The organism is Sphingomonas sp. (assembly GCF_019749955.1).
Taxonomy (GTDB): Bacteria; Pseudomonadota; Alphaproteobacteria; order Sphingomonadales; family Sphingomonadaceae; genus Sphingomonas.
In genome coordinates this window covers 1-24,964 of record NZ_JAIEPC010000009.1, presented here as the reverse complement: position 1 = coordinate 24,964, position 24,964 = coordinate 1, and the positions used below count along the sequence as shown (strand labels likewise).

At 58.4% G+C, this 24,964-nt stretch carries 28 protein-coding genes; 9 read left to right on the top strand and 19 right to left on the bottom strand.

Annotated features, from left to right (window positions below; all coding sequences use genetic code 11):
* Positions 1–19: 19 nt before the first annotated feature.
* Genes K2W81_RS02250 through K2W81_RS02235 form a run of 4 tightly spaced genes read left to right on the top strand, consistent with a single transcriptional unit; the run spans position 20 to position 3,789 of the window.
* On the top strand, positions 20–1,717 hold the full coding sequence (locus K2W81_RS02250; RefSeq protein ID WP_294100912.1) for an alpha/beta fold hydrolase: 1,698 nt from the start codon (positions 20–22) through the stop codon (positions 1,715–1,717).
* 30 nt (positions 1,718–1,747) lie between these two features.
* Complete coding sequence (gene nadC / locus K2W81_RS02245) at positions 1,748–2,593, top strand: carboxylating nicotinate-nucleotide diphosphorylase (RefSeq protein WP_294100911.1); 846 nt, start codon at positions 1,748–1,750, stop codon at positions 2,591–2,593.
* A 48-nt stretch (positions 2,594–2,641) separates the two neighbouring features.
* The gene (locus K2W81_RS02240) at positions 2,642–3,076 is read left to right on the top strand and encodes a hypothetical protein (RefSeq protein WP_294100910.1); all 435 of its coding nucleotides are present in this window, start codon (positions 2,642–2,644) and stop codon (positions 3,074–3,076) included.
* Complete coding sequence (locus K2W81_RS02235) at positions 3,073–3,789, top strand: ribonuclease T (RefSeq protein WP_294100909.1); 717 nt, start codon at positions 3,073–3,075, stop codon at positions 3,787–3,789. The genes K2W81_RS02240 and K2W81_RS02235 overlap by 4 nt, the downstream gene beginning before the upstream one ends.
* Here K2W81_RS02235 and K2W81_RS02230 read toward each other — a convergent pair.
* The 3 genes from K2W81_RS02230 to nhaA all read right to left on the bottom strand — a co-directional run bounded on the left by K2W81_RS02230 (position 3,758) and on the right by nhaA (position 7,698).
* Positions 3,758–4,210 (bottom strand): DUF4112 domain-containing protein, encoded by a 453-nt coding sequence (locus tag K2W81_RS02230; protein WP_294100908.1) that lies wholly within the window; start codon positions 4,208–4,210, stop codon positions 3,758–3,760. The two genes, K2W81_RS02235 and K2W81_RS02230, sit on opposite strands and share 32 nt — an antisense overlap.
* On the bottom strand, positions 4,210–5,676 hold the full coding sequence (locus K2W81_RS02225; protein WP_294100906.1) for an ABC transporter substrate-binding protein: 1,467 nt from the start codon (positions 5,674–5,676) through the stop codon (positions 4,210–4,212). Before K2W81_RS02225 ends, K2W81_RS02230 begins: the two co-directional genes overlap by 1 nt.
* A gap of 813 nt (positions 5,677–6,489) precedes the next feature.
* Positions 6,490–7,698 carry a Na+/H+ antiporter NhaA gene (nhaA, locus tag K2W81_RS02220; protein WP_294101165.1) on the bottom strand — a complete coding sequence of 403 codons (1,209 nt, stop codon included), beginning with the start codon at positions 7,696–7,698 and terminating at the stop codon, positions 6,490–6,492.
* A 406-nt stretch (positions 7,699–8,104) separates the two neighbouring features.
* Here nhaA and K2W81_RS02215 point away from each other — a divergent pair, with 406 nt between their 5' ends.
* Positions 8,105–9,832, top strand: coding sequence for a cation:proton antiporter (locus K2W81_RS02215; protein ID WP_294100904.1), 1,728 nt, complete (start codon positions 8,105–8,107; stop codon positions 9,830–9,832).
* A 39-nt stretch (positions 9,833–9,871) separates the two neighbouring features.
* Here K2W81_RS02215 and K2W81_RS02210 read toward each other — a convergent pair whose 3' ends face one another.
* The 5 genes from K2W81_RS02210 to K2W81_RS02190 all read right to left on the bottom strand — a co-directional run bounded on the left by K2W81_RS02210 (position 9,872) and on the right by K2W81_RS02190 (position 13,175).
* Entirely contained in the window at positions 9,872–10,912 is a 1,041-nt protein-coding gene (locus tag K2W81_RS02210; protein ID WP_294101163.1) for a TerC family protein, read from the bottom strand.
* A gap of 140 nt (positions 10,913–11,052) precedes the next feature.
* Entirely contained in the window at positions 11,053–11,898 is an 846-nt protein-coding gene (locus K2W81_RS02205) for a universal stress protein (RefSeq protein ID WP_294100903.1), read from the bottom strand.
* Between the two features lie 160 nt (positions 11,899–12,058).
* Complete coding sequence (locus K2W81_RS02200; protein WP_294100902.1) at positions 12,059–12,526, bottom strand: TerB family tellurite resistance protein; 468 nt, start codon at positions 12,524–12,526, stop codon at positions 12,059–12,061.
* A gap of 157 nt (positions 12,527–12,683) precedes the next feature.
* A complete protein-coding gene (locus tag K2W81_RS02195; protein ID WP_294100900.1) occupies positions 12,684–12,986 on the bottom strand; it encodes a zf-TFIIB domain-containing protein in 303 nt (100 codons plus the stop codon).
* A gap of 3 nt (positions 12,987–12,989) precedes the next feature.
* On the bottom strand, positions 12,990–13,175 hold the full coding sequence (locus K2W81_RS02190) for a DUF465 domain-containing protein (RefSeq protein WP_294100898.1): 186 nt from the start codon (positions 13,173–13,175) through the stop codon (positions 12,990–12,992).
* A 656-nt stretch (positions 13,176–13,831) separates the two neighbouring features.
* Here K2W81_RS02190 and K2W81_RS02185 point away from each other — a divergent pair.
* Together K2W81_RS02185 and K2W81_RS02180 are read left to right on the top strand one after the other, a co-directional pair.
* Complete coding sequence (locus K2W81_RS02185; RefSeq protein WP_294101160.1) at positions 13,832–14,572, top strand: Bax inhibitor-1/YccA family protein; 741 nt, start codon at positions 13,832–13,834, stop codon at positions 14,570–14,572.
* Between the two features lie 163 nt (positions 14,573–14,735).
* A complete protein-coding gene (locus K2W81_RS02180; protein WP_294100896.1) occupies positions 14,736–15,497 on the top strand; it encodes a sulfite exporter TauE/SafE family protein in 762 nt (253 codons plus the stop codon).
* Between the two features lie 87 nt (positions 15,498–15,584).
* Here the strand turns inward: K2W81_RS02180 and K2W81_RS02175 are convergent, their stop codons facing one another.
* From K2W81_RS02175 to K2W81_RS02130, 10 genes are all read right to left on the bottom strand, one after another.
* On the bottom strand, positions 15,585–15,899 hold the full coding sequence (locus tag K2W81_RS02175; RefSeq protein WP_294100895.1) for a hypothetical protein: 315 nt from the start codon (positions 15,897–15,899) through the stop codon (positions 15,585–15,587).
* Positions 15,896–16,873 carry a sodium-dependent bicarbonate transport family permease gene (locus K2W81_RS02170; RefSeq protein WP_294100893.1) on the bottom strand — a complete coding sequence of 326 codons (978 nt, stop codon included), beginning with the start codon at positions 16,871–16,873 and terminating at the stop codon, positions 15,896–15,898. Before K2W81_RS02170 ends, K2W81_RS02175 begins: the two co-directional genes overlap by 4 nt.
* A gap of 18 nt (positions 16,874–16,891) precedes the next feature.
* A complete protein-coding gene (locus tag K2W81_RS02165) occupies positions 16,892–17,548 on the bottom strand; it encodes a DUF2490 domain-containing protein (RefSeq protein WP_294100889.1) in 657 nt (218 codons plus the stop codon).
* 116 nt (positions 17,549–17,664) lie between these two features.
* Positions 17,665–17,847 carry a hypothetical protein gene (locus tag K2W81_RS02160; protein WP_294100887.1) on the bottom strand — a complete coding sequence of 61 codons (183 nt, stop codon included), beginning with the start codon at positions 17,845–17,847 and terminating at the stop codon, positions 17,665–17,667.
* Positions 17,848–17,916: 69 nt separating this feature from the next.
* On the bottom strand, positions 17,917–18,594 hold the full coding sequence (locus K2W81_RS02155; RefSeq protein ID WP_294100885.1) for an OmpW family outer membrane protein: 678 nt from the start codon (positions 18,592–18,594) through the stop codon (positions 17,917–17,919).
* A gap of 171 nt (positions 18,595–18,765) precedes the next feature.
* Positions 18,766–19,368, bottom strand: coding sequence for a hypothetical protein (locus K2W81_RS02150; protein ID WP_294100883.1), 603 nt, complete (start codon positions 19,366–19,368; stop codon positions 18,766–18,768).
* A gap of 36 nt (positions 19,369–19,404) precedes the next feature.
* Positions 19,405–20,385, bottom strand: coding sequence for a TerC family protein (locus K2W81_RS02145; protein WP_294100881.1), 981 nt, complete (start codon positions 20,383–20,385; stop codon positions 19,405–19,407).
* Positions 20,386–20,446: 61 nt separating this feature from the next.
* Positions 20,447–20,707: a zf-TFIIB domain-containing protein gene (locus K2W81_RS02140; protein WP_294100880.1), complete on the bottom strand. Its 261-nt coding sequence runs from the start codon at positions 20,705–20,707 to the stop codon at positions 20,447–20,449.
* A gap of 99 nt (positions 20,708–20,806) precedes the next feature.
* Positions 20,807–20,980, bottom strand: a complete 174-nt coding sequence (locus tag K2W81_RS02135) for a DUF465 domain-containing protein (protein WP_294100879.1) — start codon at positions 20,978–20,980, stop codon at positions 20,807–20,809.
* Positions 20,981–21,123: 143 nt separating this feature from the next.
* Positions 21,124–21,993: a universal stress protein gene (locus K2W81_RS02130; RefSeq protein WP_294100877.1), complete on the bottom strand. Its 870-nt coding sequence runs from the start codon at positions 21,991–21,993 to the stop codon at positions 21,124–21,126.
* Positions 21,994–22,177: 184 nt separating this feature from the next.
* Between K2W81_RS02130 and K2W81_RS02125 the strand changes: the two genes are divergently transcribed.
* Positions 22,178–23,095: a hydrogen peroxide-inducible genes activator gene (locus tag K2W81_RS02125; protein WP_294100875.1), complete on the top strand. Its 918-nt coding sequence runs from the start codon at positions 22,178–22,180 to the stop codon at positions 23,093–23,095.
* A 214-nt stretch (positions 23,096–23,309) separates the two neighbouring features.
* Here K2W81_RS02125 and K2W81_RS02120 read toward each other — a convergent pair whose 3' ends face one another.
* Positions 23,310–23,771 carry an Lrp/AsnC family transcriptional regulator gene (locus K2W81_RS02120; RefSeq protein WP_294100873.1) on the bottom strand — a complete coding sequence of 154 codons (462 nt, stop codon included), beginning with the start codon at positions 23,769–23,771 and terminating at the stop codon, positions 23,310–23,312.
* Between the two features lie 364 nt (positions 23,772–24,135).
* Between K2W81_RS02120 and K2W81_RS02115 the strand changes: the two genes are divergently transcribed.
* Entirely contained in the window at positions 24,136–24,816 is a 681-nt protein-coding gene (locus tag K2W81_RS02115) for a lytic transglycosylase domain-containing protein (protein WP_294100872.1), read from the top strand.
* Positions 24,817–24,964 lie beyond the last annotated feature (148 nt).

Here is a 24,964-nt window from a genome sequence, read left to right as displayed (position 1 = left end):
CGGTCAACGGGGGATGATGATGGCAAGGACACCGCGCGGCGGGTTGTGGATGGTGGTGCTGGGGCTGATCCTGGCAATCGGCGGCGCCTGGTGGGCATCGTCGGTGCAGACCAGCGGCGGCGTGTCGGTGCGCGACATCCGGTTCATTGGCGCGAGCGGCAAGACGATGAGCGCGCTGCTCTATGTGCCGCCGGGCGCGACCCCGCTGGCCAAGGCGCCCGGCATTCTCGCGGTCCACGGCTATATCAACTCGCGCGAGACGCAGGATGCGTTCGCGATCGAATTCGCGCGGCGCGGCTGTGTCGTGCTGGCGCTGGACCAGCGCGGGCACGGTTATAGCGATGGCCCGGCCTATGCCGATGGCTTTGGCGGGCCGGATGGGCTGAAATATCTGCGGTCGCTGCCGATGGTCGACACCGCCAATATCGGGCTGGAGGGGCACAGCATGGGCGGCTGGACCGTGCTCGCCGCCGCCGCCGCGATGCCCGATGCGTATAAGGCGATCGTGCTCGAAGGATCGTCGACCGGCGCGCCCTTCGCCAAGGAAGGCAGCCCGGTATGGCCACGCAATCTGGGGCTGGTGTTCAGCCAGTACGATGAATTCTCGAAACTGATGTGGGGCGTCGACAAGGCGCGTGACATCGGTACGTCCGCAAAGCTCAAAGCCGTGTTCGGTACCACCGAAACGATTCAGCCACGCAAGCTTTATGGATCGATCGCCGATGGCACCGCGCGCATTTTGGCGACGCCGGCGGTGACGCATCCGGGCGACCATATTTCGCCCGAAGCGGTGGCGCGCGCGATCGACTGGTTTTCGGTGACGCTCAAGGGCGGCAAGGCCATTCCGTCGAGCGACCAGATCTGGGTCGGCAAGGAAATCGGCACCGGCCTCGGGCTGATCGGCTTCGTGCTGGTGGTGCTCGGCACGTTCGATCTGCTCCTCGGCGTTTCCGCCTTTGCAGGGCTGCGGCGCGAGCCGGTTCCGGGCAGCGTGCGGCGTGACGGCAAATGGCGCACCGCTTTCCTGCAAACCGCCTTCCTGCCGATGCTGACCTTCTTCCCCTGCTTCATCGCCGTGTTTCTGCTGGTGCCGCCCAATCCGGTGCTGCCGCAGACGGTGAGCACGCAAGTGGCGCTGTGGCTGCTGGTGGGCGCGGCGATCAGTACCTGGATCGGGCGGGGGACGCGTGTCGGGCCGCAATCGGGCTGGGGCCAGTCGATCGCGATTGCGGCGCTCAGCACCGCTGCGGGCTATGCGCTGCTGGCGCTGGTCGACCGGGTCTTCGTCACCGATTTCCGGCTGTGGGTGGTCGGGATCAAGCTGCCGAGCGTGCAGCAACTGACGATCGCGGCGATCTATGTCGTGCCGATCACCTTCGGCTTTGTCGCGGCGATGCGGACGCTGACCGGGCGGCTGACGGTGAAAGGCGACGGCTGGCTGGCGCAATATGGCTGGGCGAAGGCGGCGATGGTGTTCGGCATCTTCGTGCTGCTCGCGGTTGATTACGGCGTGTTCTACCTGACCGGCCAATTGCCGACGGCGTTCGACCCCCTGACGACGGTGATCGCGATCCAGTTCATCGTGCTGCTGCCGGTGATCGCCGCGATCGGCATCTTCACCTGGCGGCGGACGGGGAGCCACCGGCCGGGGGCGATACTCGTCGGGCTGTTGGTGACGCTCTACACCGTGGCGGGGACGGCGACGCAGGGCTGGTAATCGCGAGGGGGTTTTGCCAAGGCGCAGCGCATGAACATTGCCTTGCCCGGAGTCGATCTCGACGCGTTCGTTGCGGCGACGCTGGCCGAGGATTTGGGGCAGGGGGGCGACATCACCGCCGCCGCCGTCATCCCCGCCGACGCGCGCTTCACCGGGGTGATGGACAGCCGCGACCCGATTGTGGTCGCGGGCTTGCCGATTGCCGAAGCCTTTTTCCGCGCGCTTGACCCCGAGGTGCGGATCGAGGCGCTGGTGGCGGACGGCGACAGCGTCGCGGCGAGCACCGATTTGCTGCGGCTCGAAGGGCGCGCGCGCGCGCTGCTGACGGCGGAACGGTCGGCGCTCAATACGGTTCAGCATCTGTCGGGCATCGCTACGATGACGCGCAGCTACGTGGATGCGATTGCGGGGACCGGTGCGACCTTGCTCGATACGCGCAAGACGATTCCCGGCCTGCGCATGCTCGAAAAATATGCGACGCGGATGGGCGGTGCCACCAATCACCGCATGGGCCTGTGGGACGCGGCGATGATCAAGGACAATCATGTCGCGGTTGCAGGGTCGGTCGGCGAAGCGGTGCGGCGCGCGGTCGGGGCGGGCATCGAGCGGATCATCGTCGAAGTCGACCGGATCGATCAGATCGCGCCCGCGCTGGCGGCGGGCGCCACGCACCTGCTGCTCGACAACATGCCGCCACCGATGCTGCGCGAGGCGGTCGCGCTCGTCGCCGGGCGCGTGCCGACCGAGGCTTCGGGCGGCGTCCGGCTCGACACGATCCGCGCGATTGCCGAGACGGGCGTGACCTTCATCAGCGTCGGGCGGCTGACGCAATCGGCGCCCGCTGCCGATATCGGTCTCGATTTTTCAGCCGCTTGAGCCGCGCCAGCCGGGCGCTATGATGACGCAACACCAAGGGGAATTGCCATGAACCGGCCCGCATCGATCGTTCGCTTCGAACAATTCTACCTCGGCCATATCATGGTCGGTCTGGTGGGGTCGTCGGTCGCCCTCTTCGGCAGCGACAATCCCGCGCTGGCGCAGGCCAATGAGACTGTCGGCCCATGGCTGCTGCCGTCGATGCTCGGGCTGGGGGTGCTGGCGCAGCTTCTGCTGTGGTATTTCATCAGCCGTAAAGGAGCAGTCGTCGCCAAATGGCTACTGGTGGCGCTCGCAGCGATCAATTTGCTCGGTGCGGCGTTTCTTTTGTTCGGGCTGGTGACCGGTTTTGGCGCTGAGTCGCGTAGTCTCGTGGGGTCGCTGTTCAGCCTTGGGGCGTCCGCGCTGCTGATGGCGGCTGTTAGCATGATGTTCCGGCCCGATACGCCGGCGTGGTTCGGCGAAACGGCGCGCGCGGCATGATCCGCCTTGCGCTGACGCTCGCCGCGCTCGCGCTGCCGACGCTCGCACAGGCGCAGGCTTATAGCTGCGCGGTCCCGGCCAAGCTGCCGCGCCCGCGCCCCGATCTGCCGACGCCCGCCCAGCCCAAGCGCGTGCTGCCGATCGGCGGCTATACGCTGGCGATCAGCTGGGCCGCGCAATATTGCCACAACAATGCCAGCGACGCGTCGGCCAAGTTCGAATGCGGCAGCGGCAATCGCTTCGGCTTCACGCTGCACGGGCTGTGGCCCGATGGCGAGGGGCCCGAATGGCCGCAATATTGCCGCGCGACGGGCATCGTCCCCGCGCCGGTTATTCGCGGCCAGCTCTGCGCGACCCCCTCGGCGCAGTTGATCCAGCATGAATGGGCCAAGCACGGCACCTGCATGAGCAGCCGCCCGGCCGATTATTTCGCCAAATCCTCCCGGCTCTATGCGGCCCTGCGCTATCCCGACATGAACGCGCTGTCGCGGCGTGACGGGCTGACGGCGGGCGACGTCGCGACGGCGATTGCGGGCGCCAATCGCGGCATCAATGCCGATATGATGCGGATCACGGCCAACAAATCGGGCTGGCTAGAGGAAGTGTGGCTCTGCCTCGACAAGCAATTCGCCTATGCGCGCTGCCCCGCGCATCAGGGCGGGCTGGCGGCGGACGCGCCGATCAAGATTTGGCGCGGGGCTTCGCGTCGATAAGCACGCTCGACGGGTGATGTTTGTCGAGGTGGCGCTTGATGATCTTCAGGTTGCGCGTGTTCGACCGGAAGAAGAAATCGGGGATCGCGCCGACAAAGGGGATCAGCCCCAGCCCGAAGTCGATGCCGACATTGGTCGCCATCCGCGTCATCTGCCAGCGCGACATGCCCAGATTGCGCGCTTCCCAGATCATATAGGCGCCCATTGCCGCCGCCACCGCATCGCCCGCAATCGGCACCAGATCGAGGATCACGTCGAGGCCGATTTTGCGGTTGATGCCGGGGAGCGTCACCAATCCTTCCATCAGATGTTCAAGCGCCTCGACCCGGCGCCGCACCGACGCCGGATCGTCCTTCAGCGCCAAGACTTCGGCGAACCGCGACACGGTCTCGGGATCGATACGGGAAGTGCGGCCAGCCATCATTGCCTCTCGTTACGCAGCGCATTCAACGAATGCCACGCGCGGGCGTTCCCCTGCCACCGGGCCAGCCGCAGCGCGACGAGGTTCCAGCGCAAGGGCCGCGCGATCGGGATATAGGCACCGTCCTCGGCCAGTGCCATATCCGCCTCGGCAAGGCGCGCCGCACGGCTGGCCATGTCGGGTGCTTCGCGCGCCGCATCGATCTTGGCAGCGACATCGGGGCTACAAAGCTGGCACGCGGTGCCGAGGTACCAGCGCGCGCTGTCATAGGGCGCAACCGCATCGATTAGCCGCAGGTCGGCGCTGGCGCCCATCGGCACGCGCTGCGGCTCGATACCGATCGCGCGGAGCGATGCGCCGACAAAGCCATAGAGGATCGTCGCGCCCGGCCCCTTGGGCAGCGCGATCCGCAGCACGGGCGCTGTGTCGTTGTCAGCCCGCCAGCGCGCGACGCGGGCGCGCGCGCCGTCGCGCCGCGCGGCGGGGTCGAGCCGGGTCCAGCTCGGCAGCACCGGCGGGCTGCTCGAATCGAGCTGATCGGGCAGCAGCCGTTCGTCGGCGGTCCAGCCCGGCGCATAAGCCGCGACGAGAGCGGTGCGGTCGATTGCCTGCGCGACCGCGAGCCGGTTCGCCGCATCGGCCAGGAAGCCGTCACGGTTGACGACAGCGAGCCCGAACAGCCCCGCGGCGGGATCGATCTTCAAATTGGCGGGGGCCACCTGCACGCCCGCGAGCAAAGGCCAGTCGACGAAGCTGCCCCCCGTTACCATGTCCGATTCGCGCGCGACGAAGCGCAGGATCGCGCGCGACGCGCGTTCGCCGTACAGCTGCACCGATTGCTCGGGGCCGGGCTCCTGCACATCTTCGGCGGCGGCGCGGACCGGATCAAAGGCGGGGCGCAGCATCACCCAGTTGCGCCCGCGCGCCTGCAGCCGGAACGGCCCGCTGCCCGCCGGTGGGCGCGCCTTGAACATCGCGAGTTCGGGTTGGGCGAACAGCTTCAGCAGATCGGGGCGGGGGCGTGACAGGCGAATCTCGACCACCTGCGGCGTCATTTCGACGACTTCGTCGATCGCTGTCAGGAAGGGGCGGAGCGGATTGCGCGACTCGCGCCCCAGTTCGCGGTTCAGCACCGCGACGACATCGGCGGCTTTCACCGCTTCGCCATCGCTCCATTCGGCATCGCGCAGCCGAAAAACATAGCTGAGCCCATTGTCGAGCACGGTCCAGCGTTCGGCGAGCCCCGGCGCGATCTGCCCGCTCGCGTCGAAGCGGACGAGCCCCTGCGCGACCGAATCGATCATCAGCCGCGCGGGCATGTCGGTCGCCCCGCGCGCGGGATCGACCAGCCCCGGCGTCTTGCCGATCGCGCTGACAATCACCGGGCCGCGATCGGCGCGGCGGTCACAACCGGCCAGCGCCAGCGCGGCGAAGGCAATCGAAAGGGCAGCTCGGAGTCGGCGCATGACAGCTCTTGTGCCACGCGGGCGGGCCGGGGGCTATGGTGCGGACGGCGGGACTTGAACCCGCATTTCCATAGGGAAGACAGATTTTAAGTGGGACGAGACTACCGTAAGCATTTGTAGAATATAACATTATTTTCCTTGGGTCAAGAACTGTGTAAGGTTTTGTGTAAATTTTCAGCGTCAATCAATGGAAATTATGGCTGCGACGACGCGGCAACTCCTCTTCATCCGGCGCCGCGTTAAACAATCTATGCGCAAGCATACGCTCGCGCGGCATGCCTGCTTTGCGGGGATTGAGGCAGCCGCCGTTCATCGCGTCGCTCTCCTGTCGTCCCGACCATATCGACGACTTGTAAGTCACGGAAATAACTCACAAAAACAGACCATTTTTGTCCTGTGCAGGAACAGTGTAGATTTTTTTGGGCTACCCCGAATGTGGCTTCGGATTTCTGCCAAGAATCAGCGTGGCCAGTTGGCGTGAAGATCGTCGATCAGATAGTCATGCACATGTCATGATTGCGACGTTGCATGGTCCAGCTTGTGCGGATGATTGCCGGATAGGTCTGGATCTAATGCTTGATCGCCTTTGGGTTTCGCGCAGGCCACAGCCGGAATGCGATGGCGACACCACACATCGCAAGTGCGGCCAACACGAATAACGCTGTTTGTTGTCCGAACCGCGCGCCGACTTGTCCGGCGAGCGGATAAGCGGTTAGCCAACAGGTATGACTCAGCGCCGATTACGCTGCGAAAAAAAGGCGGGGCGATCTTCCGCTTGCGCTGAACGTCGGATCATCTAGCTCGGACCAGGTATTAAGATTTCACTGGCTTAGGTAGCAAGGAACCGGAAAAGCGCAGGACCAAGACTGCGAGCAATGCACTCGCAAGAGAGCCGATGAGAACGCCAATTTTTGCCGCGTCGGCTTCCGGTTGATTCGGGAAGGCCAGCGCTCCTATGAACAGGCTCATCGTGAACCCGATGCCGCACAGCAGGCTCACGCCATAGATTTGTCGCCAGCTTGCCCCTGCTGGACGCTGTGCAATTCGCAGACGCACTGCCAGCGCGACCAAGCCAAAAACACCAAGTTGCTTGCCGATGAATAATCCCAGAGCAATGCCAAGCGGAAGCGGAGCCAACACTGTATCTAGCCCCAGACCATCGAGAGATACACCAGCATTGGCAAATCCGAAGATCGGGACGATGGCAAAGGCAACCCAGGGGTGCAGTCCGTGTTCAAGGCGGTGAAGCGTAGAGTCCGCGGCTTCCGGTGCGGCCGGTGTTGCGCGGAGCGGTACGGCGAATGCCGCCAGCACGCCGGCGATGGTTGCATGGACGCCAGAGACCAGCATGAAATACCACATCAATGCAAATCCAATCAGGTACCAGGCAGGATGCCGGGCGCCCCAGCGATTCAGCAGCAACAGAAGCGCAAAGACTGCGATAGCGGCGGCCAGCGCCCACAACGTGAGCGTCGATGTATAAAACAGGGCGATGATCGCCACCGCACCCATGTCATCGATAATCGCAACGGTTGTCAGAAAAAGCTTGAGCGAAGTCGGCACGCGCTTTCCGAGCATTGCGACGACCCCGAGCGCGAACGCGATGTCAGTCGCCGCCGGGATCGCCCAACCGCGGGTCAGGTCAGCATTGCCGGCAACAATGCTCAGATAAACGACGGCAGGAAAAGCCATGCCGCCGAGCGCGGCGACCAGCGGGAGGCGCCGGTCGGCCCAAGTCGTCAAATGACCATCAAGAAACTCGCGTTTTACCTCAAGGCCAACGACGTAAAAGAAAATGGCCATCAGGCCGTCGTTAATCCACAAATGAAGCGTCGTGGGACCGAGTTTTGGCGTAAATGTGGGTCCAATGGTCCAATCAAGTATTCCGAAATACGAGGATGCAAACGAAGAGTTCGCCATAATCATGGCAACAAAAGCCACGATCATTAAGATTATGCCCCCCGACGCCTCAGATTTGATGAAGTCACGCAGCATCGATTTTGGACGGTTAAGCATTTTCATCGCCATCCGATCCGGTTAGCATGATAGTTAAACGCGTCAGCAATATTCGTCTCTAGATCAGGTTCGCTTGATCGACCAGACGTAAACATGCGATGGACCAACGGGTTATCGGAACAATCCACAATAGCATCAAGATTGTGCGGTGCGAACGCGATTTTTCGGGCCAGCTGAGTGCTTGGCGACAATGGTACCGATATGGGATAGGGGATCGTGCGATGGACAAAATGTTGACAGTGCCTGCAAGAATATCATCGTCAGGCCCTTTTGGAACGCTCTTTCAAAGAGAGGTATCGGCAACAGCCGGATTCGGTTCCATCAAGCCTGCTCGGTGGCTTTTTTGCCTGAAGCAATGGCCAAGCCATAATCAGATTGGCGACACAATCGTGCTGCGCGAAAACGCTGCGTGATGGAGACGCAATATGGCATCCCCTATCTGCGCGAAGCCCTTATATTTCTTGCGATTGCCGGAATTGCGGTGCCTCTGCTCACCCGGGTGAAGGTCAGCCCCGTGCTCGGCTATCTGCTGATCGGCGGGCTGATCGGACCCTTCGGCATCGGTTTGCTGGTGGAACAATACCCGTTCCTGTCCGACATGGTGATATCCGATACTGCGGGCGTTCGCGCTTTCGCCGAGATCGGTGTGGTGTTCCTGATGTTCATGATCGGACTGGAGCTTTCACTTGATCGGCTGTGGTCGTCTCGCCGACTCGTTTTCGGGATGGGCGCGCTCCAGATCATCGTGACCACCGCACTCATAGCCTGGATCGCAACGGGCCTGGGTGCCGACAGCACCTCCGCCGTAATCATCGGCGCGGCGCTATCCTTATCGTCCACCGCCATCGTCATGCAGATGTTCATGCAAGGCCGCCTCCAGACCACGCCGGTCGGCCGGACGGGGTTCGCGATATTGTTGATGCAAGACCTTGCCGTCGTGCCGATACTTTTCATGGTGGGCGTTCTTGCGACGTCCGGCGACCAGAGTCCGATCGGCGGGCTGGCCCTTGCACTGGGCAAGGGCGTATTGGTCATCGTCGCCATATATGCAGCCGGGCGCGTGCTGCTCCGACCGCTCCTGCGTCAGGTCGCGCAAGTAAAAAACGCCGAGATGTTTACGGCTGCCGTATTGCTTGTAGCGGTCGGAGTATCCGCTCTCACTGCATCTTTCGGCCTTTCGATGGCGCTTGGTGCATTGCTTGCCGGCCTGCTGCTCGCTGAAACCGAATATCGTCACCAGATCGCAGTTGATATCGAACCGTTCAAGGGACTGCTTCTCGGCTTGTTCTTCATGTCTGTCGGCATGGGAATTGATTGGAGAGATGTGTTCTCCGATCCACTTGTCATTGGCGCGAGCGTCGCAGGACTGTGGTTCCTCAAGGCGTCGATCATAACTATATTGGCTTTGTTGTTTGGCAAGTCGCGCACGGTAGCAATCGAAACGGGCCTTCTGCTTGGCCAAGGCGGTGAATTCGCATTTGTCATCCTTGGCGCTGCGGCGAGCGTCGGCCTCATCGCCGGTGATATGCAACAGCGCATCTTGATCCTCGCGGGCGTGGGGATGCTGTTGACGCCAATTGTTGCGCAACTGGCACAAAAGCTCTCACGACAAATGGACCGCAAGAGTGCATCGATCGACGGGCAGGATGATGACGACGGTTTTCGCGATTGCGAGGGTCACGTTATTATTGCAGGCTTTGGCAGGGTCGGGCAGACGCTTTCTGAGACGTTAAGGGCCGAAGGGGTGGAATTTGTGGCGGTCGATGTCGACGCCGCGCTGATCGCCAGGCTCAGGGATCTTAAACTGCCCGTCTTTTATGGCGATGCTTCGGGGATCGACATTCTCGCCAAAGCCGGAATCGAGGAAGCAGCCGCAGTGGTCGTGACTATGAATGATGCGGTCGCCGCAAGCGGTATCGTGAGCGAGATACACCGCCGTTGGCCGATGGTCCCGATCCATGCCAGAGCCAGAGACGCCGAACACGCCCGTAGGCTAAAGGCGCTGGGCGCAACTTTCTGCACACCCGAAACCATTGATGCCAGTCTTCAGCTCGCGAGCAATGTGCTGCTAGAGATCGGCGTGGAACCAGACGCCGTAATGCGCCGCATCGTGAAACAACGATTGGTCGAAACCGGCTGAAATTTGCGAAGCTGAAAGCCGCTGATGCGGCGTTAGCGATCATGGATCGGTTCCGGCTGAAGGCGATGGGGACCGGCCTTCTTGGAGGCGGGGCGGCGCTTCCGTTTCCGAAACGGCAATTTCGTGCGCCACAGCGCCGCGCGTTTTCCAAAGTGAGTAGAAAACGCCGGTTGCGATGATCGAGAGCGTCACGCCGAGCGAGATTGACGGATCGACCTTGCCGACGATCTGGTTCCAGAAAATTTTGACCCCGATAAAGACGAGAACGATGGCAAGCGCGTATTTCAGATATTCGAAGCGATGCACCATTGCGGCCAACGCGAAATAAAGGGCGCGAAGACCGAGGATTGCCATGATATTGGCCGTGAATACGATATAGGTGTCAGTCGTGATGGCAAAGATCGCCGGCACGGAGTCCACCGCGAACACGAGATCGGCAATGTTGATTACGACGAGCGCGAGAAATAGTGGTGTCGCGAAACGGGCCAATTTTCCGGTCGCCGGGTCGAGCTTGCGGACGAAAAACAGCGGACCATGCAACTCGTCGGTGACGCGCATCCGCTTGGACAGGAAGCGCACGATCGGGTTCTTTGACACGTCCTGCGGGCTGTCTCCCATGACCAGCATCTTGACCCCTGTGGCGATCAGGAAGGCGCCAAAAATGTAGAGCACCCATTCATACTGCTGGACCAGAGCTGCACCGAGCCCGATCATGATGCCGCGCAGGATCAACACCGCCAGGATACCCCATAATAGGGCGCGATACTGGTATTTGGCAGGTATGGCGAAATAGCCGAAGATCAGCGAAATCACGAAGACATTGTCGATCGAAAGCGCCTTTTCGAGCGCATATCCGGTGAAATATTCCATCCCCGAGACCGGTCCCATCGACCACCACAGCCATGCACCGAACACCATCGCGATGGCGATATAGAACGCCGATAAAGCCAGGCTTTCCGCAACGCCCAGTTCCTTGTCATCCTTGTGCAGGACGCCAAGGTCGAACGCCAACAACGCCCCGACGATGATAAGGAATATGAACCAGAGCCAGGCAGGCTTGCCCAGGAAATCGTTATTCATAAATTCGACAATAAATTCCACGAGTAGTCCTTATTTCTTGGCCGACACTTTTGCATCGAGGGAGACGCCTTTCGGGGGCGCCATTGTTTTTTTGGTTGCGTCCGATTCAAATTCGTCACGGACTATGATATGGCAGCATCTCAATGCGACAGCAGCACCGGCAGTGGCGGGTTATCGAGGATGGTTGTTGTTGCGCCGCCCAGAATGAAATCACGCATGCGCGAATGACCGTATGCACCCATAACAAGCAGGTCGAATTGCTCGGAGACTGCGTAATCTGCCAATGCCTGCCCGATCGGACGGCCTGCGGCAGATTTCTCCTTCAGCACAACCTCAATTCCATGCCAAGCCAGATGCCTCGCCAGATCCGCGCCGGTGTGCTTTGTGTCCATCACCTTGTCTTGCGTGATGGTCAAAATTTGAACAGATTTGGCGCGCCGCAAAATGGGCATGGCATCCGCGATTGCGCGCGCTGCCGGTCGGCTAAAATCCCAAGCTACTCCGATGCTGCCGAACGAAGTAGAACTCTCGTTTGCTGACGCTTCCGGCAAAATCATAGTCGGTCGACCGGAACCAAATATGACGCTTTCGGCAACATATAGCTGCTGCGGCTGATCGCCGACCGGAATGATCGTGATGTCATGCATTCGGGCTTGAGCGGTAACGATCGCTGCGAGCTGCGAGCTTTGACACGCTCCGGGAATGTGATCATGTCCAACGCCGCGTTGTGTCGCAATGTCATCGAATGTCTTGATCAACTGCCGAGCATTCGCCGAACTTTTGCGTCTTTCGGCGGCGATCATGCCCTTGATATCGAGCATTGCGTTCGCGAGCGCATTGCCGGCATTTGGCATTTCTATTTCCAGCGCGAGCGCCGAAATGTGGGCACCCAGATTCTCGGCGATGCGGACCGCCTGATCGATTGCTTTGGCAGGGGTCGCTTCGGGGTAGCTGCTCAATTGGAGGAGAACATCCTTGAACGCCATTTTCATACCTCCTGAATTGCTTTTATGGTTCGCAAGTGCGGCATCACGCTATTGAGCTGGTGCTTGGTGATGTCGGCTCGCAGTCGGGTTGCTTCCTTGGTCGAAATTGAACTTTTCAATTGTCTGAGGGTCGGTCGCGCGCCATCTCGACGGCGAGGCCTCAGGCAGCATCGGCGAGGTCGAAATCTGCCGGGTCAAGCCCCAGCGCTTCGCATATCCGGACAGCGGCTGCGCGCTCATCGGCATCGAAACAACTGTCGGCGGATGCAATGGCGCAACAGGCTTCGACGAGTAGTGCAGCATTTCGACTTTCGCCGCTGAGTCGTGAAAGTATAGCCAGAGATTCGCGTTCACCTTTGTCGTGGTCATCGATGAAAATGGCGCTAATTTCTTCAAAATAGCCGTTGATGTCGTCCAGACCGAATACCGCAATCGGTTCGAAACGGCGGATCAACCCGAGCATGCGCCGACGCTCATCGTCGGTGACCCATCCGTCCGCATAGGCCATGATTGCACAACCAGCGACGACCCCTTCCAAAATACGCTGATTATATTGGGGCGGGGATTCGGCGATGAGTTCTTCCCAAGACTGCTTGGAAAAGCGCCTTGACGATGTGCGATTAGGCATTGTGGTGTTTCCATTCTAAAATCAGTGCATGCTCAGCGGAAATGAATGTGGCGGATATCGCTGATGATGCGGTGTGAGACATAGATGTCGTCGCCTTATCCATAGCGGCGTCAATTCAGCGATGTGGATGGAGAGCCGTCGCAAGCAGCGGACCAGATCAGTCGAATAGTTCCGACAAGAACGATTTCTTCCGTTTGCCACGGCGATATCGACCGTCATCATCATCAAAATGATCATAGCCAGTCGGACGCGACTCTCGACTTGGCGGTTCGGCCGAACGCCGGGCCGGTGCTGTATCTTCGACGCTGCGTTCGATGATCTTGTCCAATTCTCCTCGGTCCAGCCATACGCCCCGACAGGTGGGGCAATAGTCGATTTCGACGCCTTGGCGGTCGGATAAGCTAAGGCCGGTCTTGCAGACCGGACAGGGCATGACTGCGACAGTTTCTGCGGTTCGCATGGTTCATGCCTTTCCGGTTTGACGAACGAACGCAAGCCGGTGCATCCGATCCTTGATTGCGAGCCGCAGCTTCTTCAGCCGCAGCAACCGCAAGGGGTTCGGGAAGCGCCGCTGGTGCTCGCGACGCACCTCGGCATCTAGCTTGCTGTAAATCAGCAGCAGTCGATAACTAAGCCTGTTCATTGCCATATCTCCAATCAATGGTTCGGTCGGTCAGGCCAGCCACGATGCCATCCGAGGGGAGGAGGGAACGCATCGGGCCAGCCTGAGGCGGTCCGACATCGCAACTGTCAGGGAGAACAGCCACCAGAGGGGCCCGGTCCGCGAAATCTGATTTAGAGCTATATGCAATTAGAAGCTAATATGATCTTTCACGTAGAGTAATAGCTACAGACTATCACCGCCTCGAAGGCGGGTAAGCATTTTACCTGATCAGTTCCAGAGCCTCGATTTGTATCCGGTCAGCAATTGTCCGATGGACGCATAGCTGGCAGCGCCGGATTACCACATCGCGGCGGAGCGATCCGGCTGGCTTACTGTCGCTGGCTGAGAGCCGACATACTTCCGCCGCAGATCCAAATTTAGGAGGCCCACTCGGGGAACGATAACATCCAGCGAGTGAACGATAGCACTGTCAAGTGCAACATAAAGCGATAGATGCTATCTATCACTTTATGGTCAACCTTTCGAATAGACTTAACCACAAGTCCGAGGCATTGACTGATCGGCAAAAGACCCAACACTATGGTTTCGAGTGAAAGTAGGGCAGCTCAGTTTAGACGTATTCTGAAGCCAACTGATGTTCCTCGACGGGCAGGCGCCTCTTTAAATAATGGAGAATGAAAGTGGCAAACAGATTTGATCCCAGATCGTCAATCAGCCCGCAACTGGTAGGGGCTGGAGTCGGCCAAGAAAGCATCGCCTACCATGAGGGTCTTCGATCCTACATGCTGTCGGTCTACAATTACATGGCGTCTGGCGTGCTGCTGACCGGTATAGTTGCTCTGCTGTTTGCAAGCACCGGGGCGGCGGCGCAGGTTCTCGGCGGTCCAGGCATCCTCAAATATGTGATAATGCTTGCCCCCTTGGCGTTCGTGCTGGTGCTGAGCTTCGGCATCAATCGGCTTTCGACAGGAACCGCGCAACTGCTCTTCTGGGCATTCGCAACGGTGATGGGCCTGTCGATGGCATCGATCTTCCTAGTTTACACCGGCACCTCGATCGCCACCACCTTCTTCGCGGCGGCGGCGGCGTTCGCCGGCCTCAGCCTGTTCGGTTACACCACCAAGAAGGATCTGTCCGGCATGGGCACCTTCCTGATCATGGGCGTGGTCGGCTTGTTGGTGGCGATGATCATCAACATCTTCTTGCAATCGACCGCGATGCAAATGGCGATCAGCTTCATCGGCGTGCTGCTGTTCGCCGGCCTCACAGCCTACGACACGCAGCGGATCAAGAGCTTGTATTTCGAAGTGGCAGGCACCGACATGATGAGCAAAACCGTGATCATGGGCGCGCTGTCGCTTTATCTCGACTTCGTCAACATGTTCAGCTTCCTGCTTCAGTTCTTGGGCCAGCGCCGCTGAATCATCGCTACTGCCAGCGAGTGCTCAGGCGCGAGAGCTGCGCCCATGAGCACTTGCCGGTGAATCCCGGCTACCCGATGGCCACTGCATTAAGCGAGCCATTGCCCTGACCGGAGCAGCAGGAACGGCTCGGTCGTTCGATCTTGAGGACATGATAGCCGCCATGGATCTTTCGGCTTTCACCTTTGAGGCCTTGCTGCCCTTCATCGCAATCGGCTTTGCGGCGCAACTGTTGGATGGCGCGCTTGGCATGGCGTTCGGTGTCATCTCAAATACGTTACTAATCAGCATGGGCGTTCCTCCGGCCGCAGCCTCGGCCGGGGTCCATGCGGCCGAAAGCTTCACTACCGGCGCTTCGGGCATTAGCCACATCGCCCACCGCAATGTCGATTGGAAGCTCTTCCGGCGGTTGGTGATTCCCGGCGTGGCTGGCGGCGTTCTGGGTGCCTATATACTGTCCTCGGTCAATGCCGAAGCGGCTCGGCCATTCGTACTCGCATACTTGTGTGCCATTGGCCTGTATCTGCTGTGGCGGGGTATCAGATTTCATCCAACCGAAAAGACGCACAAGTTTGTTGCGCCGCTTGGGCTTGTCGGGGGCTTTCTGGATGCGGCAGGCGGCGGCGGCTGGGGTGCAGTGGTGACCAGCAACCTGCTGGTACAAGGCGGAAGCCCTCGAAAAGTGGTTGGCACCGTCAATACCGTCGAGTTCTTTTTGGCTGTGTCTATCTCCGCTACGTTCATTTTCACCCTCGGTCTCGCCGCATTCACCATCGCCACGGCTGGGTTGGTCATCGGCGGCGTCGTCGCTGCGCCGCTCGGGGCTTTGGTGACGAAGCGGGTTCCAGCCAAGCCGCTGCTAATTCTGGTCGGAATCGTGCTTACGATCACCAGCCTCTACGGAGTCGCGCGGGCAATGTTGTAGTCCTGATCGGGTTCACTCGACAGGTCCGATGACGCCTGCTCCCGCCTCTTGTCGAGCGTCATGTCAGTTCAAAAAGGCGGCAGGGTATTAGAATCGCGACCCACGAACAACATCAACGATGCCAATGAACAGAACCAGGCCGTGACTGTCGAGGATTGGAGCGATATCGTCTATGAACCGTTCGGTTTTTTCCTGCGATGTGACGCTAAGTAAAATGACCTTTGCCTGCGCTCCGCTAATTTCATCGTCCGTCCACGTCCCGCTATGGCCCGCCCCACTCTGTACTGGCAAGAGGGTATAGCCATTGATTCCGGCGCGAACAGTGGCATCTATCACAAGCGAAGCAAGCGGCCGATCAAGGAGAACTTCGATCCTGCGGCGCTGAACGACTTCAACTTTCATGTCCCAATCCTCGATGCCAGTGCGATATATACCGGTATGCCAAAAATTACATTGAATGGAAATGTTACGGCGAGCACCATTCCAAGCGAGATTCCAGGATCGGCCTGCGGGAGCGACATGCGCATTACGGCGGGAACAGCGATGTAGGATGCGCTGGCAGCGAGTATGCCCAGCGCGGCTGACGTGGCCGTATCCAGCCCGATCGCGTGGCCAGTGACAACGCCCAGAGCGCCTTGCGCAACGGGGATCGCGACACCCAAGGCAACCAGCCGCCAGGTCAGATTTCTCGTTTCTCTGAGCCTTCTCGCCGCAATGAGGCCCATGTCGAGCAGGAAAAGGCACAGAACGCCCCGGAAGCCCGCCTCGAAGAATGGCTGGACGGGGGCTGCTCCTTCCTTGCCAACCGCAAAGCCAATCGCAAGGCTGCCGACGAGCAAAACTACCGATCCGTTCAGCAATGTTTCATGCCAGATAGCAGGGCCAGGCGAGCGAGTTCCAGGGCTCATGGCGCTGCGCGCCAACAACAGTCCTGCAATAATCGCAGGCGTTTCCATGGCGGCCATAACGGCGACCATGAAACCGGCAGCAGGCATTTCCATCGCCGCTAGGATTTCTGATCCTGTCACGAAAGTGACGACACTGACCGAACCGTAATGAGCGGCAACAGCAGAGGCGTTCAGGCGATCAAGTCCGCCTGCTTTGCGTAGCAAGGCATAGACCGGAATCGGCAAAACCGCGCTCAAGGTAACGCCCGCCACGAGAGCAAGAACAAATTGAGAGGTAAGCCCGGTCTCGGCAATCTGGATGCCGCCCTTCAGGCCGATGGCAGCCATAAGGTATATCGACATTGCTTTTGCCAGCGCTTCCGGCACGGACAAGTCAGAGCGCACCAAACCTGCAAATCCGCCGAGCACAAAAAACAGGATCATAGGCGACAGCAGGGCGGTCATTCCAGTATCAATCATCATCGACATTGATCGGCCTCATTCACTTCAGAAGGCGTATTCGATGCCGATAAGCGGGGCGTGACCGACATCATCGGGAGCACCGCGTTCGAACTCCTGTTGTCGCAAGTAAGTACCGCTCAGGGTGAGGCGGTCGTTGATGTCGTAACTCACGCCCAGCTGCGTCCGCAGTCCGGTAAGGCCATTAGTCCCTCCGTCGCGCGTGCTCCGAAGCGTGAACATGAGCTCTGCATCGGTTCTGAGGGTCCAGCGTTTTTCCGTGTCGAGCGGCACTGCCACGCCAAGTCTTGGCCGCAAGCGAAATCCAACCTGGTCTGCATTGCCGACAAACCGATGTTCGAGCCGCAGCCGGGTGCGCAGAATACCGTGGCTGGTCGAAAGCTGCTGGATGAGGCGCGTTTCGTCATCGCCTCCATTGTTGATCCGTCGCTCGATCGCACCGCTAAGCGTGGCATTCTTGGAAATACTCTGGTTCAGCCAGATGCGTCCGAAATAGGTATCAACACGCCCGTCACCGGCATTGCGGAAACGCTGCGCAGTTTCAATTTCGATGCCCGTATCCGCGTCAAGGTCGAACGAAACCGACGGGTTGAACCACAACTCGGCGGAATCGTTGTTCGCCAGCGCCGGAACGGGTGCAAGCGCGAATCCGAGGCAGATGATTAGAGTGGCGTGAGTCTTCATTCGGTTGCTTCCTCGGGCGTCTGCATATCGACGTGATGTAATTGCACAGATTGATAGCTATCAATGCCAGGCTGTTCTGTAATTGAAACGGCCAAGACTATTTTTTGAATTACACTTTAACACATATAATCTTTAGCCCAGCCCAACCTTCGATCAACCAAGGAATGGTCTGCATGGGTCACGCTGTTAAATTCGTTTTCAGAACGGTTACTCGGGATCTGCTCGGGATGGCACGCCTCAAATTCCGCCGGACCGATGAAGTCGGCGGAATCTGAGGTTTTGCCCGTGAAATTGGCCATTCTAGGAACCAGCGGCAAGCTGCCCGCAAGCGGTACAACTTGGACAACTGAATGCGCCATCATAGCCGATCAAAAACGATACGCGAGTCCAGCACTGATCACCCAGGGATCAAGCCTGTGTTTCGTTTCGAGTAGCGTTGTGGTCCCTGCCCGAAAGCGAGCCGTGGTGTCGATAAAGTATCGTTTTGCATCAATGCTTAGCCCGAGGCCTTTGTCGTTCAGGGTGATATCGGCCCCTGCTTGCAGCGCAAAGCCCAAATCGTTCGAAAGGCTGGCACTCGTTGCGCCGAGCGCTTGCGCACTGTTGTCAACGTCTTCACCGAATATTACGAAGTAAGAAGGCCCCGCCCCGATGTAAGGCTTGAAGGCCGTGCCGGTATTCAGGTGATACTTCGCAGTGATCGTCGCGGGCAGAATTACCGCATTCTTGATCAAGTTCGCGCCCGCCAGAGCACCATTGCCACTCACATTATGCGACGTAATGCAGCAGATGGTCTCGACCGAAAAATTCGGACTCAGAAAATATTCGGCAGCGATAGTTGGAACCACGCTATTGTCAGCCTTAGTCTGTGAACCTGCGGGCAGCCCGATGGTATCGGTTCGAACGCTGGTAATGTTGCCTTCGGGCAGCACTGCCGTGCCTAGTAGTTTGACCTGGATCTGTCCGCCTTCGGGTTGTGCAAACGCGGTAACAGGCGTGACCGCAAGACATGCGGCAAGAGTGATTTGGACTGATAGATGTTTCATGATTTACCTCATACTGGGATTGGAACTGGATTGCGGGCGCGCACGACTCCCTGCGCCGTCTAACCACGACGGCACATCAGGTTTTCGCGGCAGGGATGGCCACATTCAGGTCGCCTGAGCAGAAGGCGGCGGCGACCTGAATGGGTGGACTAGCGAGAGCGTGTAGGCGACCTACTTCGCCGCATATGGCAGCGACGAATGGTGCAAAACGACCCTGAGCTTACCTTCGCCATCGCGGACAAAGCCCCAGGTCTTGTCGACCACGGTAACGTTGCCCTTGCTGTCGGTCAGCGTCACATTACCCATGGAGATTGCACTGTTGCCGGTAATCAGGATGCCAGCATTGTCGATTTTGTAGCTGCGCCAGCCCTTGAATGCGAACCCGCTGTCACCGGGAAACGCCCGGTTCCCGCCGACGAAATAGGCCAGCGCACCTTCACGAGTAGTGCGGAACGTCGTTGGCGCGGTCGTCAGCGTTGGCTTGAACAGCACCGGGCCCATATTGTAGCCATATGCTGTGTCGAGCACTTGTTCGGCGATGCGGGTGGCCGCAACCCTGCCGTTTCGGTCATATTCGGTTGCAATCGCAACCAGCGCCGTGCCCCATGCCTGTTGGGCGGCCTCAACTTCAGTGACCGTGATTGGCGCATAGACTGCCGTGGCTTTTTGCTCGGCTGTGTTTGTGGCGGTAACTGAAGTGTGGGCCAAGGCAGGCTGTGCGGCGGCAATGGCCAATCCAGCGAACACTGGTACTGAAAATGTAAAACGGTTCATGTATATTCCTTACTATTCTGTTGGTTAATGTAGGGGTCAGCGCGACGATGCCGCGCTGCGGGTTTTCCAGAGCGACCAGCCGATGCCGACTGCAAGGATTGCGAATGTGATTGCGAGTGAGACTGGCGGCGGAATCTTGGCGAGGCCTAACGCGTCGGCGACGAAGATTTTGGACCCGATAAAGACCAGCAGAACCGCAAGCGCATATTTAAGGTAATGGAAACGATCGACCATTGCCGCGAGAGCAAAGTACAAGGCGCGCAGACCCAGAATTGCGAAGATGTTCGACGTATAAACAATGAACGGATCGGTCGTGATCGCAAAAATTGCAGGCACGCTATCGACCGCAAACACCAGGTCGACGATCTCGATCATGATGAGCGCGAGGAACAATGGCGTCATGAACCACGCAAGTTTTCCCGTCTTCGGATCAGTCTGCTGCACCCAGAAGCGTTCGCCATGCAGCTCGTCGGTCACACGGTAACGGCGCTTGACATATTTCAGCACCGGGTTTGCAGACACGTCATATTGCTTGTCGGCGAACACCCACATCTTGATTCCGGTGAAGACCAGGAAGGCAGCGAAAACATAAAGAACCCAGCTGAACTGCTCGACCAGCGTGGCACCGAGGCCGATCATGATCGCTCTCAGCACAATGACACCCAGGATGCCCCAGAAAAGTACGCGATGCTGGTAAATCCGCGGAACCGCAAAATAGGTGAAAATCATGGCGATTACGAACACATTGTCCATCGCCAGACTCTTTTCGATAACAAAGCCGGTAAGATAGTTCATTCCGGCTGTGGCACCCATATACCACCACACCCAGCCGCCAAAAGCCAACCCGAGCATAATATAGACTGCCGAGGTAATCAGACTCTCGGCAACGCCGATCTCTTTCGATTTACGATGGACAACGCCAAGATCGATGACAAGCAGAACGACGACGATTGCGACGAAGCTCAACCAAAGCCAGGCAGGCTTGCCCAGAAAATCGAAAAAAAGCCATTCAGTCATGCTGCGATCCTGTCATTCAAATTTTCTGGCTCGTTGGCGCGCGGGTGGGTTAGGAAAACGGTCAATCGAACAGCTCGGAAAGAAAGGACTTGCGCTTCTTCCCGCGATAATGCGGGTCGCGGCTGTGGGCACGATCAGATGACGGTTGAAGTGTGTCGCCCTGGACTGGAGCTGCGGAACGCTCGATGATCTTGTCGAGTTCGCCCCGGTCGAGCCAAATGCCCCGGCATTGCGGGCAATAGTCAATCTCGATTCCTTGTCGCTCGCTCATTACCAGCGCAACATTGCAAGTCGGACAGGACATTACAACATTGGTTGTCATCATCTGTTCCTTTTCCGACACCTGCATCGGTACAAATAAAAAATGGGGCGGCGTTATGACTGGGGAATGGTCATCACGCCGCCCCGCAAGGCTGGATTTCTAAGGAGCAATCGACCTTTGCGAACGCAGCAATTGCGAAATCTTATCCTTCAACAGCAGTCTAAGGCGCTTCAGGGTTTTCATTTCATCCTGTTGCGCCGGGTTTCGGGTGTTATCGATCAGGCGGTTCAATCGGCGGTGACTTTGCTGCAGCTTCTTAAGCATCTGTTTCATATTGCATCTCCATGACAAACAAATAGCTGGATTGCAGTTATTGATCCAATCGAATTTCCATACCCGAAACGATAGGATGCGTCTATCGCATTAGCAATTCTTGAAGCGGGCATTGGGATATGTCGATACTGCGCAATGTGGCGTCAATGTGATAGCAAGACAGGCAGCATCGGCTGATCGAGCACCGAAGCCGTGGCACCACCAAGCAGGAACTCGCGCAGCCTAGAATGCCCGTATCCTCCCATAATGAGCAGGTCCGCCGAAAGATCGATTGCCGATTCTTGGATCGCTGACCCGATCGATCGACCGCCGAATGCGCGTCGCTCTATCGTTGCCTGCACATTGCGCATTTGCAGCGCACCGAGGACTTCGGCGTCGTCGAGGCTGGAGTCGATTGCCTTTTCTCCTCCAATAACCAGCAGGACAATTTCCTCTACGTCCGGGAACAGCAACAGCGCATCGTTGAGTGCGCGTGCGGCAGACCGACTATTGTCCCATGCGGCGACCATTCGGCGGCAGGAGAAGGTGGCGCTGAAGTGGGTCGGTGTCACCAGAACCGGGCGTCCCGTCGCGAACAAGAGATGCTCGGCGATGCTGCGATCACTGAGCATACCGTGACGATCGACGCCGGTAACGATCAGGTCGTACAAACGAGCCCGATCAGCCAGGCTCGCCACCACGCCGTGCGAATGAACGATGTTGGTGACAGCGCTGAAGCCGATACTCCGTCGTAGGGCTTCGGAGCGTAATGTTTCGACGTTCGCTAAATTGGCGGCTTCGCGGCGGTCAGAGAAAGCCTCAAGCTCAGCGCTATCGCGTCCCCATTTTGGCGGCGGCACATTGTTTTCCAAATTGTAGAATGTTGCCGTCAGGCAGGCTCCAATGGATTCGCAGACGTCAAGCGCCAGCCTGGGCCCGCCTTCCGTCATGGAAAATGTGTCGACGGTTCCATAGAGGAAAACGGATTTTCGGGCGGAGGTGAGCATAATTGTGTATCCTTTCGCTTTTTTCAAATCTTGATCGGCAGAATCGCGACCGCGTTATCAACGTCCGGACTTGCCACCGGAAACGTGCCGGTGGCGGTCAAGGGCGTGCTCAGCCGAGTCCTCTTCAAGTTCGCAGATTAACCGACCGCAGTGATTGTTCAAATTGAATTACCAACGCACTTGTGATAGGCAGTAACTATCAGGAGGTGTCATGAGTACAATTCGTCAATTCAGCTATCTCGTAGCGGTCGCTGATTATCACAATTTCCGGCGCGCAGCTGATGCCGTGAATGTTTCGCAACCAACGCTCAGCCAACAGTTGCGTGCGCTCGAATCAAGGCTTGGCGTCACGCTCGTCGAACGCAATGAAAGTCCCGTCCAGATGACGCCGATCGGGCGCGAAATCGTAACCCGTGCGCGCAAGATTCTGCTGGGCGTCAAAGACATTGAAGACCTCGCCCGTCGCGCAAAAGACGGCGTGGGCGGGACAATCCGCTTTGGAATCTCACCGACGATCGGTCCCTACTTGATGCCTGGCATCATCGCTTCTTTGCACAAGCGTTTCCCGGACATGCGCCTCCATATTCGTGAAGGCATTCCTGACGATCAGGCGCGTGAGCTGGCACGTGGGGAACTCGACATGCTGCTGTCTCCCCTGCCTATATCCGGGAGCAATCTGCATATCGAGCCACTCTTCCGGGAGCCGTTGCACATCGTTGCTCCGCCCGAACATGATCTTTCGCAAGCATCTGAGGTCGGCGTCCGGGATCTCGCCGGCATCGGCATTCTAAGTCTTGATCTGCGACACCACGCACACCGGCAGACGCTGACAATTTGCGCGGAGTTAGGGGCCGAATTGCTCGAAGATTATGAAGGAACCAGTCTCGACAGCCTTCGGCAAATGTGTGGGTCGGGCCTTGGTTTTGCTATCCTGCCTGAACTTTATCTGCTATCCGAGGTTGGCGGAGAGGAAATGGTAAAGCGGCTCACGGTTACTGATTGGGATGCCTCGCGCTCGATCGCCGCAGCTTGGCGAGAGGGCGTTGCGTTTTCGGATCATTATCGGACAATTGCGGCAGCGATTGGCGAGGAAGCACGTGCCATTCTGGCAACGTCATTTGATCGCTAACTGCTTCTGCCGCCTGCACGGTACAAGCGCCGTAAGAACAAGTGTGATTATGTCCGTTTCGACCATTGCGGCCTGATCGCGGAATCCGGGTGGCTTCGGCCAATGCCGATGGCAGAGGGACAGCCCGTCAACGAGCATGGCCAAACACCTACTTGAACGTCGATTTAGCAATCTGCTGATTTGGGCCATTTGAGTCAGCCCCCGCTGGGTTGAACTATAATTTGGGTAGGCGTCTGATGACCGGCGAGGATTGGATGATGGCTGTGTCGGTCGATGCGAACGGCACGAAACGATCAACCACGTTTTGGAGTTCGTGTTCGTCATTGACCACGACTTTAGCAATAAAGCAGTCTTGACCAGTCACCCGATCTGCTTCGACCACTTCTGGTGAATCGGCCAGCATCGTCTCCAATCTCGTCACTTGGCCAGGCATCGCGTTCAATCGCACATAAGCCGAAGTGCCAAGGCCGAACACCTTGGGGTCGATCAATACCCCATATCCCAGGATCGCGCCTGCATCTTTCAACTTGAGAATCCGCTCGCTCACGCTGGGACTGGACATATCAATTAGGATGGCAAGTTCGCGGATGGTCATGCGGCCATCTTCGGTCAATGCCACGATTATCGCTCGATCAGTCTTGTCGAGTTGCCGGATTACATAACGGCTTCGGTTCATAGTTAGCCCCTAGCTGGATGACGCCAGCGGGGCCTTGGGTTTGCGAAGGCGAATGTTCGATTTCGCCTTACTTGTGTGAACAGGCTTCAAGAATCGACCGTCAGCGAACCCACCTAGCGACGCAAGGCACACAGTCCGCAGGATCAAGAGTGAAGGTCAAAAGCCATTACGGCTTTCGACAGGCGAGCCGAAACGCCCGTAATGCCTTCGTGATTCCATAGCTGACCGTTTCGCCTGACGGCTATCAATAGTTCGATAGACAAACGGGACATTCTTTAACGAATTCAGCAAGTCGGGAGCGATGCACAATGAATGGGGGAGCGCGACCAAAGTTGGTCCTAAAGGCCGGGGGCGAAAGCGTGTAATGGCCCATTCAGCGGCGGCCATACTTGCCTTGGCGTCGCAATGCGCACCAACAGTTGCACCCGAAACGGTGCTTGCCATCATTCAAACAGAAAGCAGCGGCGAACAATTCGCCCTCAACGTCAACGGCGGGAGGCAGCCCGCGCGCCAAACCAGCGCAGCCGATGCCGCTGCAACTGCCCGGCTTTATGTAGCAGCAGGATATTCAGTCGATCTGGGGCTTGGTCAAATCAACTCGCGCAACATGCGCTGGCTCGGCCTCACATGGGAGACGGTGTTCGACCCCTGCACCAACGTCGCGGCTTTGGCTCGCGTCCTCACCACGAACTATAATTCGGTAAAAGCCGGTCGTGATCCGCAAACCGCCCTTCGGGTCGCGCTCTCGATGTATAACACGGGAAGCCAGACGCGCGGATTTCGGAATGGCTACGTAGCAAAGGTCGTTGGCAACGCTGGCGTGGTAAACGCAGCGCCACTTTATAGCGATCAGATTCCTGCGGTGACCATCGCCGCGCCCGCAAGCGGCGATTTGCGTGTGAACCTCGCTGCCGAAAATAGCGGGCTTGCGACACCCATTTTGCAAGCCCGCCCAGCGCCGCCGCCAAAATGGAATGTCTTCGAGCGCGCCGCTTACGAACGGGAGACGCAAATCCTCGCTGAAAACGAAAGGGGCAGCATATGAACGTCATCCTAAAGGTTGGGCGTGGTGTCGGAATGTGGCGAGCGAACATATCAGCCAGATTCAACGCCATGTCCAAAGTGCGGCAAAGAGCGATATTGTGGGGCATGGCACTGACTGCGGCGACCATCATTTCGCTAGCGATTCCAGA

Bases quoted from the DNA above. Each gene is read 5' to 3' on its own strand.
- K2W81_RS02250 (WP_294100912.1), top strand. From the start codon at position 20: ATGGCAAGGACACCGCGCGGCGGGTTGTGGATGGTGGTGCTGGGGCTG.
- nadC (WP_294100911.1), top strand. From the start codon at position 1,748: ATGAACATTGCCTTGCCCGGAGTCGATCTCGACGCGTTCGTTGCGGCG.
- K2W81_RS02240 (WP_294100910.1), top strand. From the start codon at position 2,642: ATGAACCGGCCCGCATCGATCGTTCGCTTCGAACAATTCTACCTCGGC.
- K2W81_RS02235 (WP_294100909.1), top strand. From the start codon at position 3,073: ATGATCCGCCTTGCGCTGACGCTCGCCGCGCTCGCGCTGCCGACGCTC.
- K2W81_RS02230 (WP_294100908.1), bottom strand. From the start codon at position 4,210: ATGGCTGGCCGCACTTCCCGTATCGATCCCGAGACCGTGTCGCGGTTC.
- K2W81_RS02225 (WP_294100906.1), bottom strand. From the start codon at position 5,676: ATGCGCCGACTCCGAGCTGCCCTTTCGATTGCCTTCGCCGCGCTGGCG.
- nhaA (WP_294101165.1), bottom strand. From the start codon at position 7,698: ATGAAAATGCTTAACCGTCCAAAATCGATGCTGCGTGACTTCATCAAA.
- K2W81_RS02215 (WP_294100904.1), top strand. From the start codon at position 8,105: ATGGAGACGCAATATGGCATCCCCTATCTGCGCGAAGCCCTTATATTT.
- K2W81_RS02210 (WP_294101163.1), bottom strand. From the start codon at position 10,912: ATGAATAACGATTTCCTGGGCAAGCCTGCCTGGCTCTGGTTCATATTC.
- K2W81_RS02205 (WP_294100903.1), bottom strand. From the start codon at position 11,898: ATGGCGTTCAAGGATGTTCTCCTCCAATTGAGCAGCTACCCCGAAGCG.
- K2W81_RS02200 (WP_294100902.1), bottom strand. From the start codon at position 12,526: ATGCCTAATCGCACATCGTCAAGGCGCTTTTCCAAGCAGTCTTGGGAA.
- K2W81_RS02195 (WP_294100900.1), bottom strand. From the start codon at position 12,986: ATGCGAACCGCAGAAACTGTCGCAGTCATGCCCTGTCCGGTCTGCAAG.
- K2W81_RS02190 (WP_294100898.1), bottom strand. From the start codon at position 13,175: ATGGCAATGAACAGGCTTAGTTATCGACTGCTGCTGATTTACAGCAAG.
- K2W81_RS02180 (WP_294100896.1), top strand. From the start codon at position 14,736: ATGGATCTTTCGGCTTTCACCTTTGAGGCCTTGCTGCCCTTCATCGCA.
- K2W81_RS02175 (WP_294100895.1), bottom strand. From the start codon at position 15,899: ATGAAAGTTGAAGTCGTTCAGCGCCGCAGGATCGAAGTTCTCCTTGAT.
- K2W81_RS02170 (WP_294100893.1), bottom strand. From the start codon at position 16,873: ATGTCGATGATGATTGATACTGGAATGACCGCCCTGCTGTCGCCTATG.
- K2W81_RS02165 (WP_294100889.1), bottom strand. From the start codon at position 17,548: ATGAAGACTCACGCCACTCTAATCATCTGCCTCGGATTCGCGCTTGCA.
- K2W81_RS02160 (WP_294100887.1), bottom strand. From the start codon at position 17,847: ATGGCCAATTTCACGGGCAAAACCTCAGATTCCGCCGACTTCATCGGT.
- K2W81_RS02155 (WP_294100885.1), bottom strand. From the start codon at position 18,594: ATGAAACATCTATCAGTCCAAATCACTCTTGCCGCATGTCTTGCGGTC.
- K2W81_RS02150 (WP_294100883.1), bottom strand. From the start codon at position 19,368: ATGAACCGTTTTACATTTTCAGTACCAGTGTTCGCTGGATTGGCCATT.
- K2W81_RS02145 (WP_294100881.1), bottom strand. From the start codon at position 20,385: ATGACTGAATGGCTTTTTTTCGATTTTCTGGGCAAGCCTGCCTGGCTT.
- K2W81_RS02140 (WP_294100880.1), bottom strand. From the start codon at position 20,707: ATGACAACCAATGTTGTAATGTCCTGTCCGACTTGCAATGTTGCGCTG.
- K2W81_RS02135 (WP_294100879.1), bottom strand. From the start codon at position 20,980: ATGAAACAGATGCTTAAGAAGCTGCAGCAAAGTCACCGCCGATTGAAC.
- K2W81_RS02125 (WP_294100875.1), top strand. From the start codon at position 22,178: ATGAGTACAATTCGTCAATTCAGCTATCTCGTAGCGGTCGCTGATTAT.
- K2W81_RS02120 (WP_294100873.1), bottom strand. From the start codon at position 23,771: ATGAACCGAAGCCGTTATGTAATCCGGCAACTCGACAAGACTGATCGA.
- K2W81_RS02115 (WP_294100872.1), top strand. From the start codon at position 24,136: ATGGCCCATTCAGCGGCGGCCATACTTGCCTTGGCGTCGCAATGCGCA.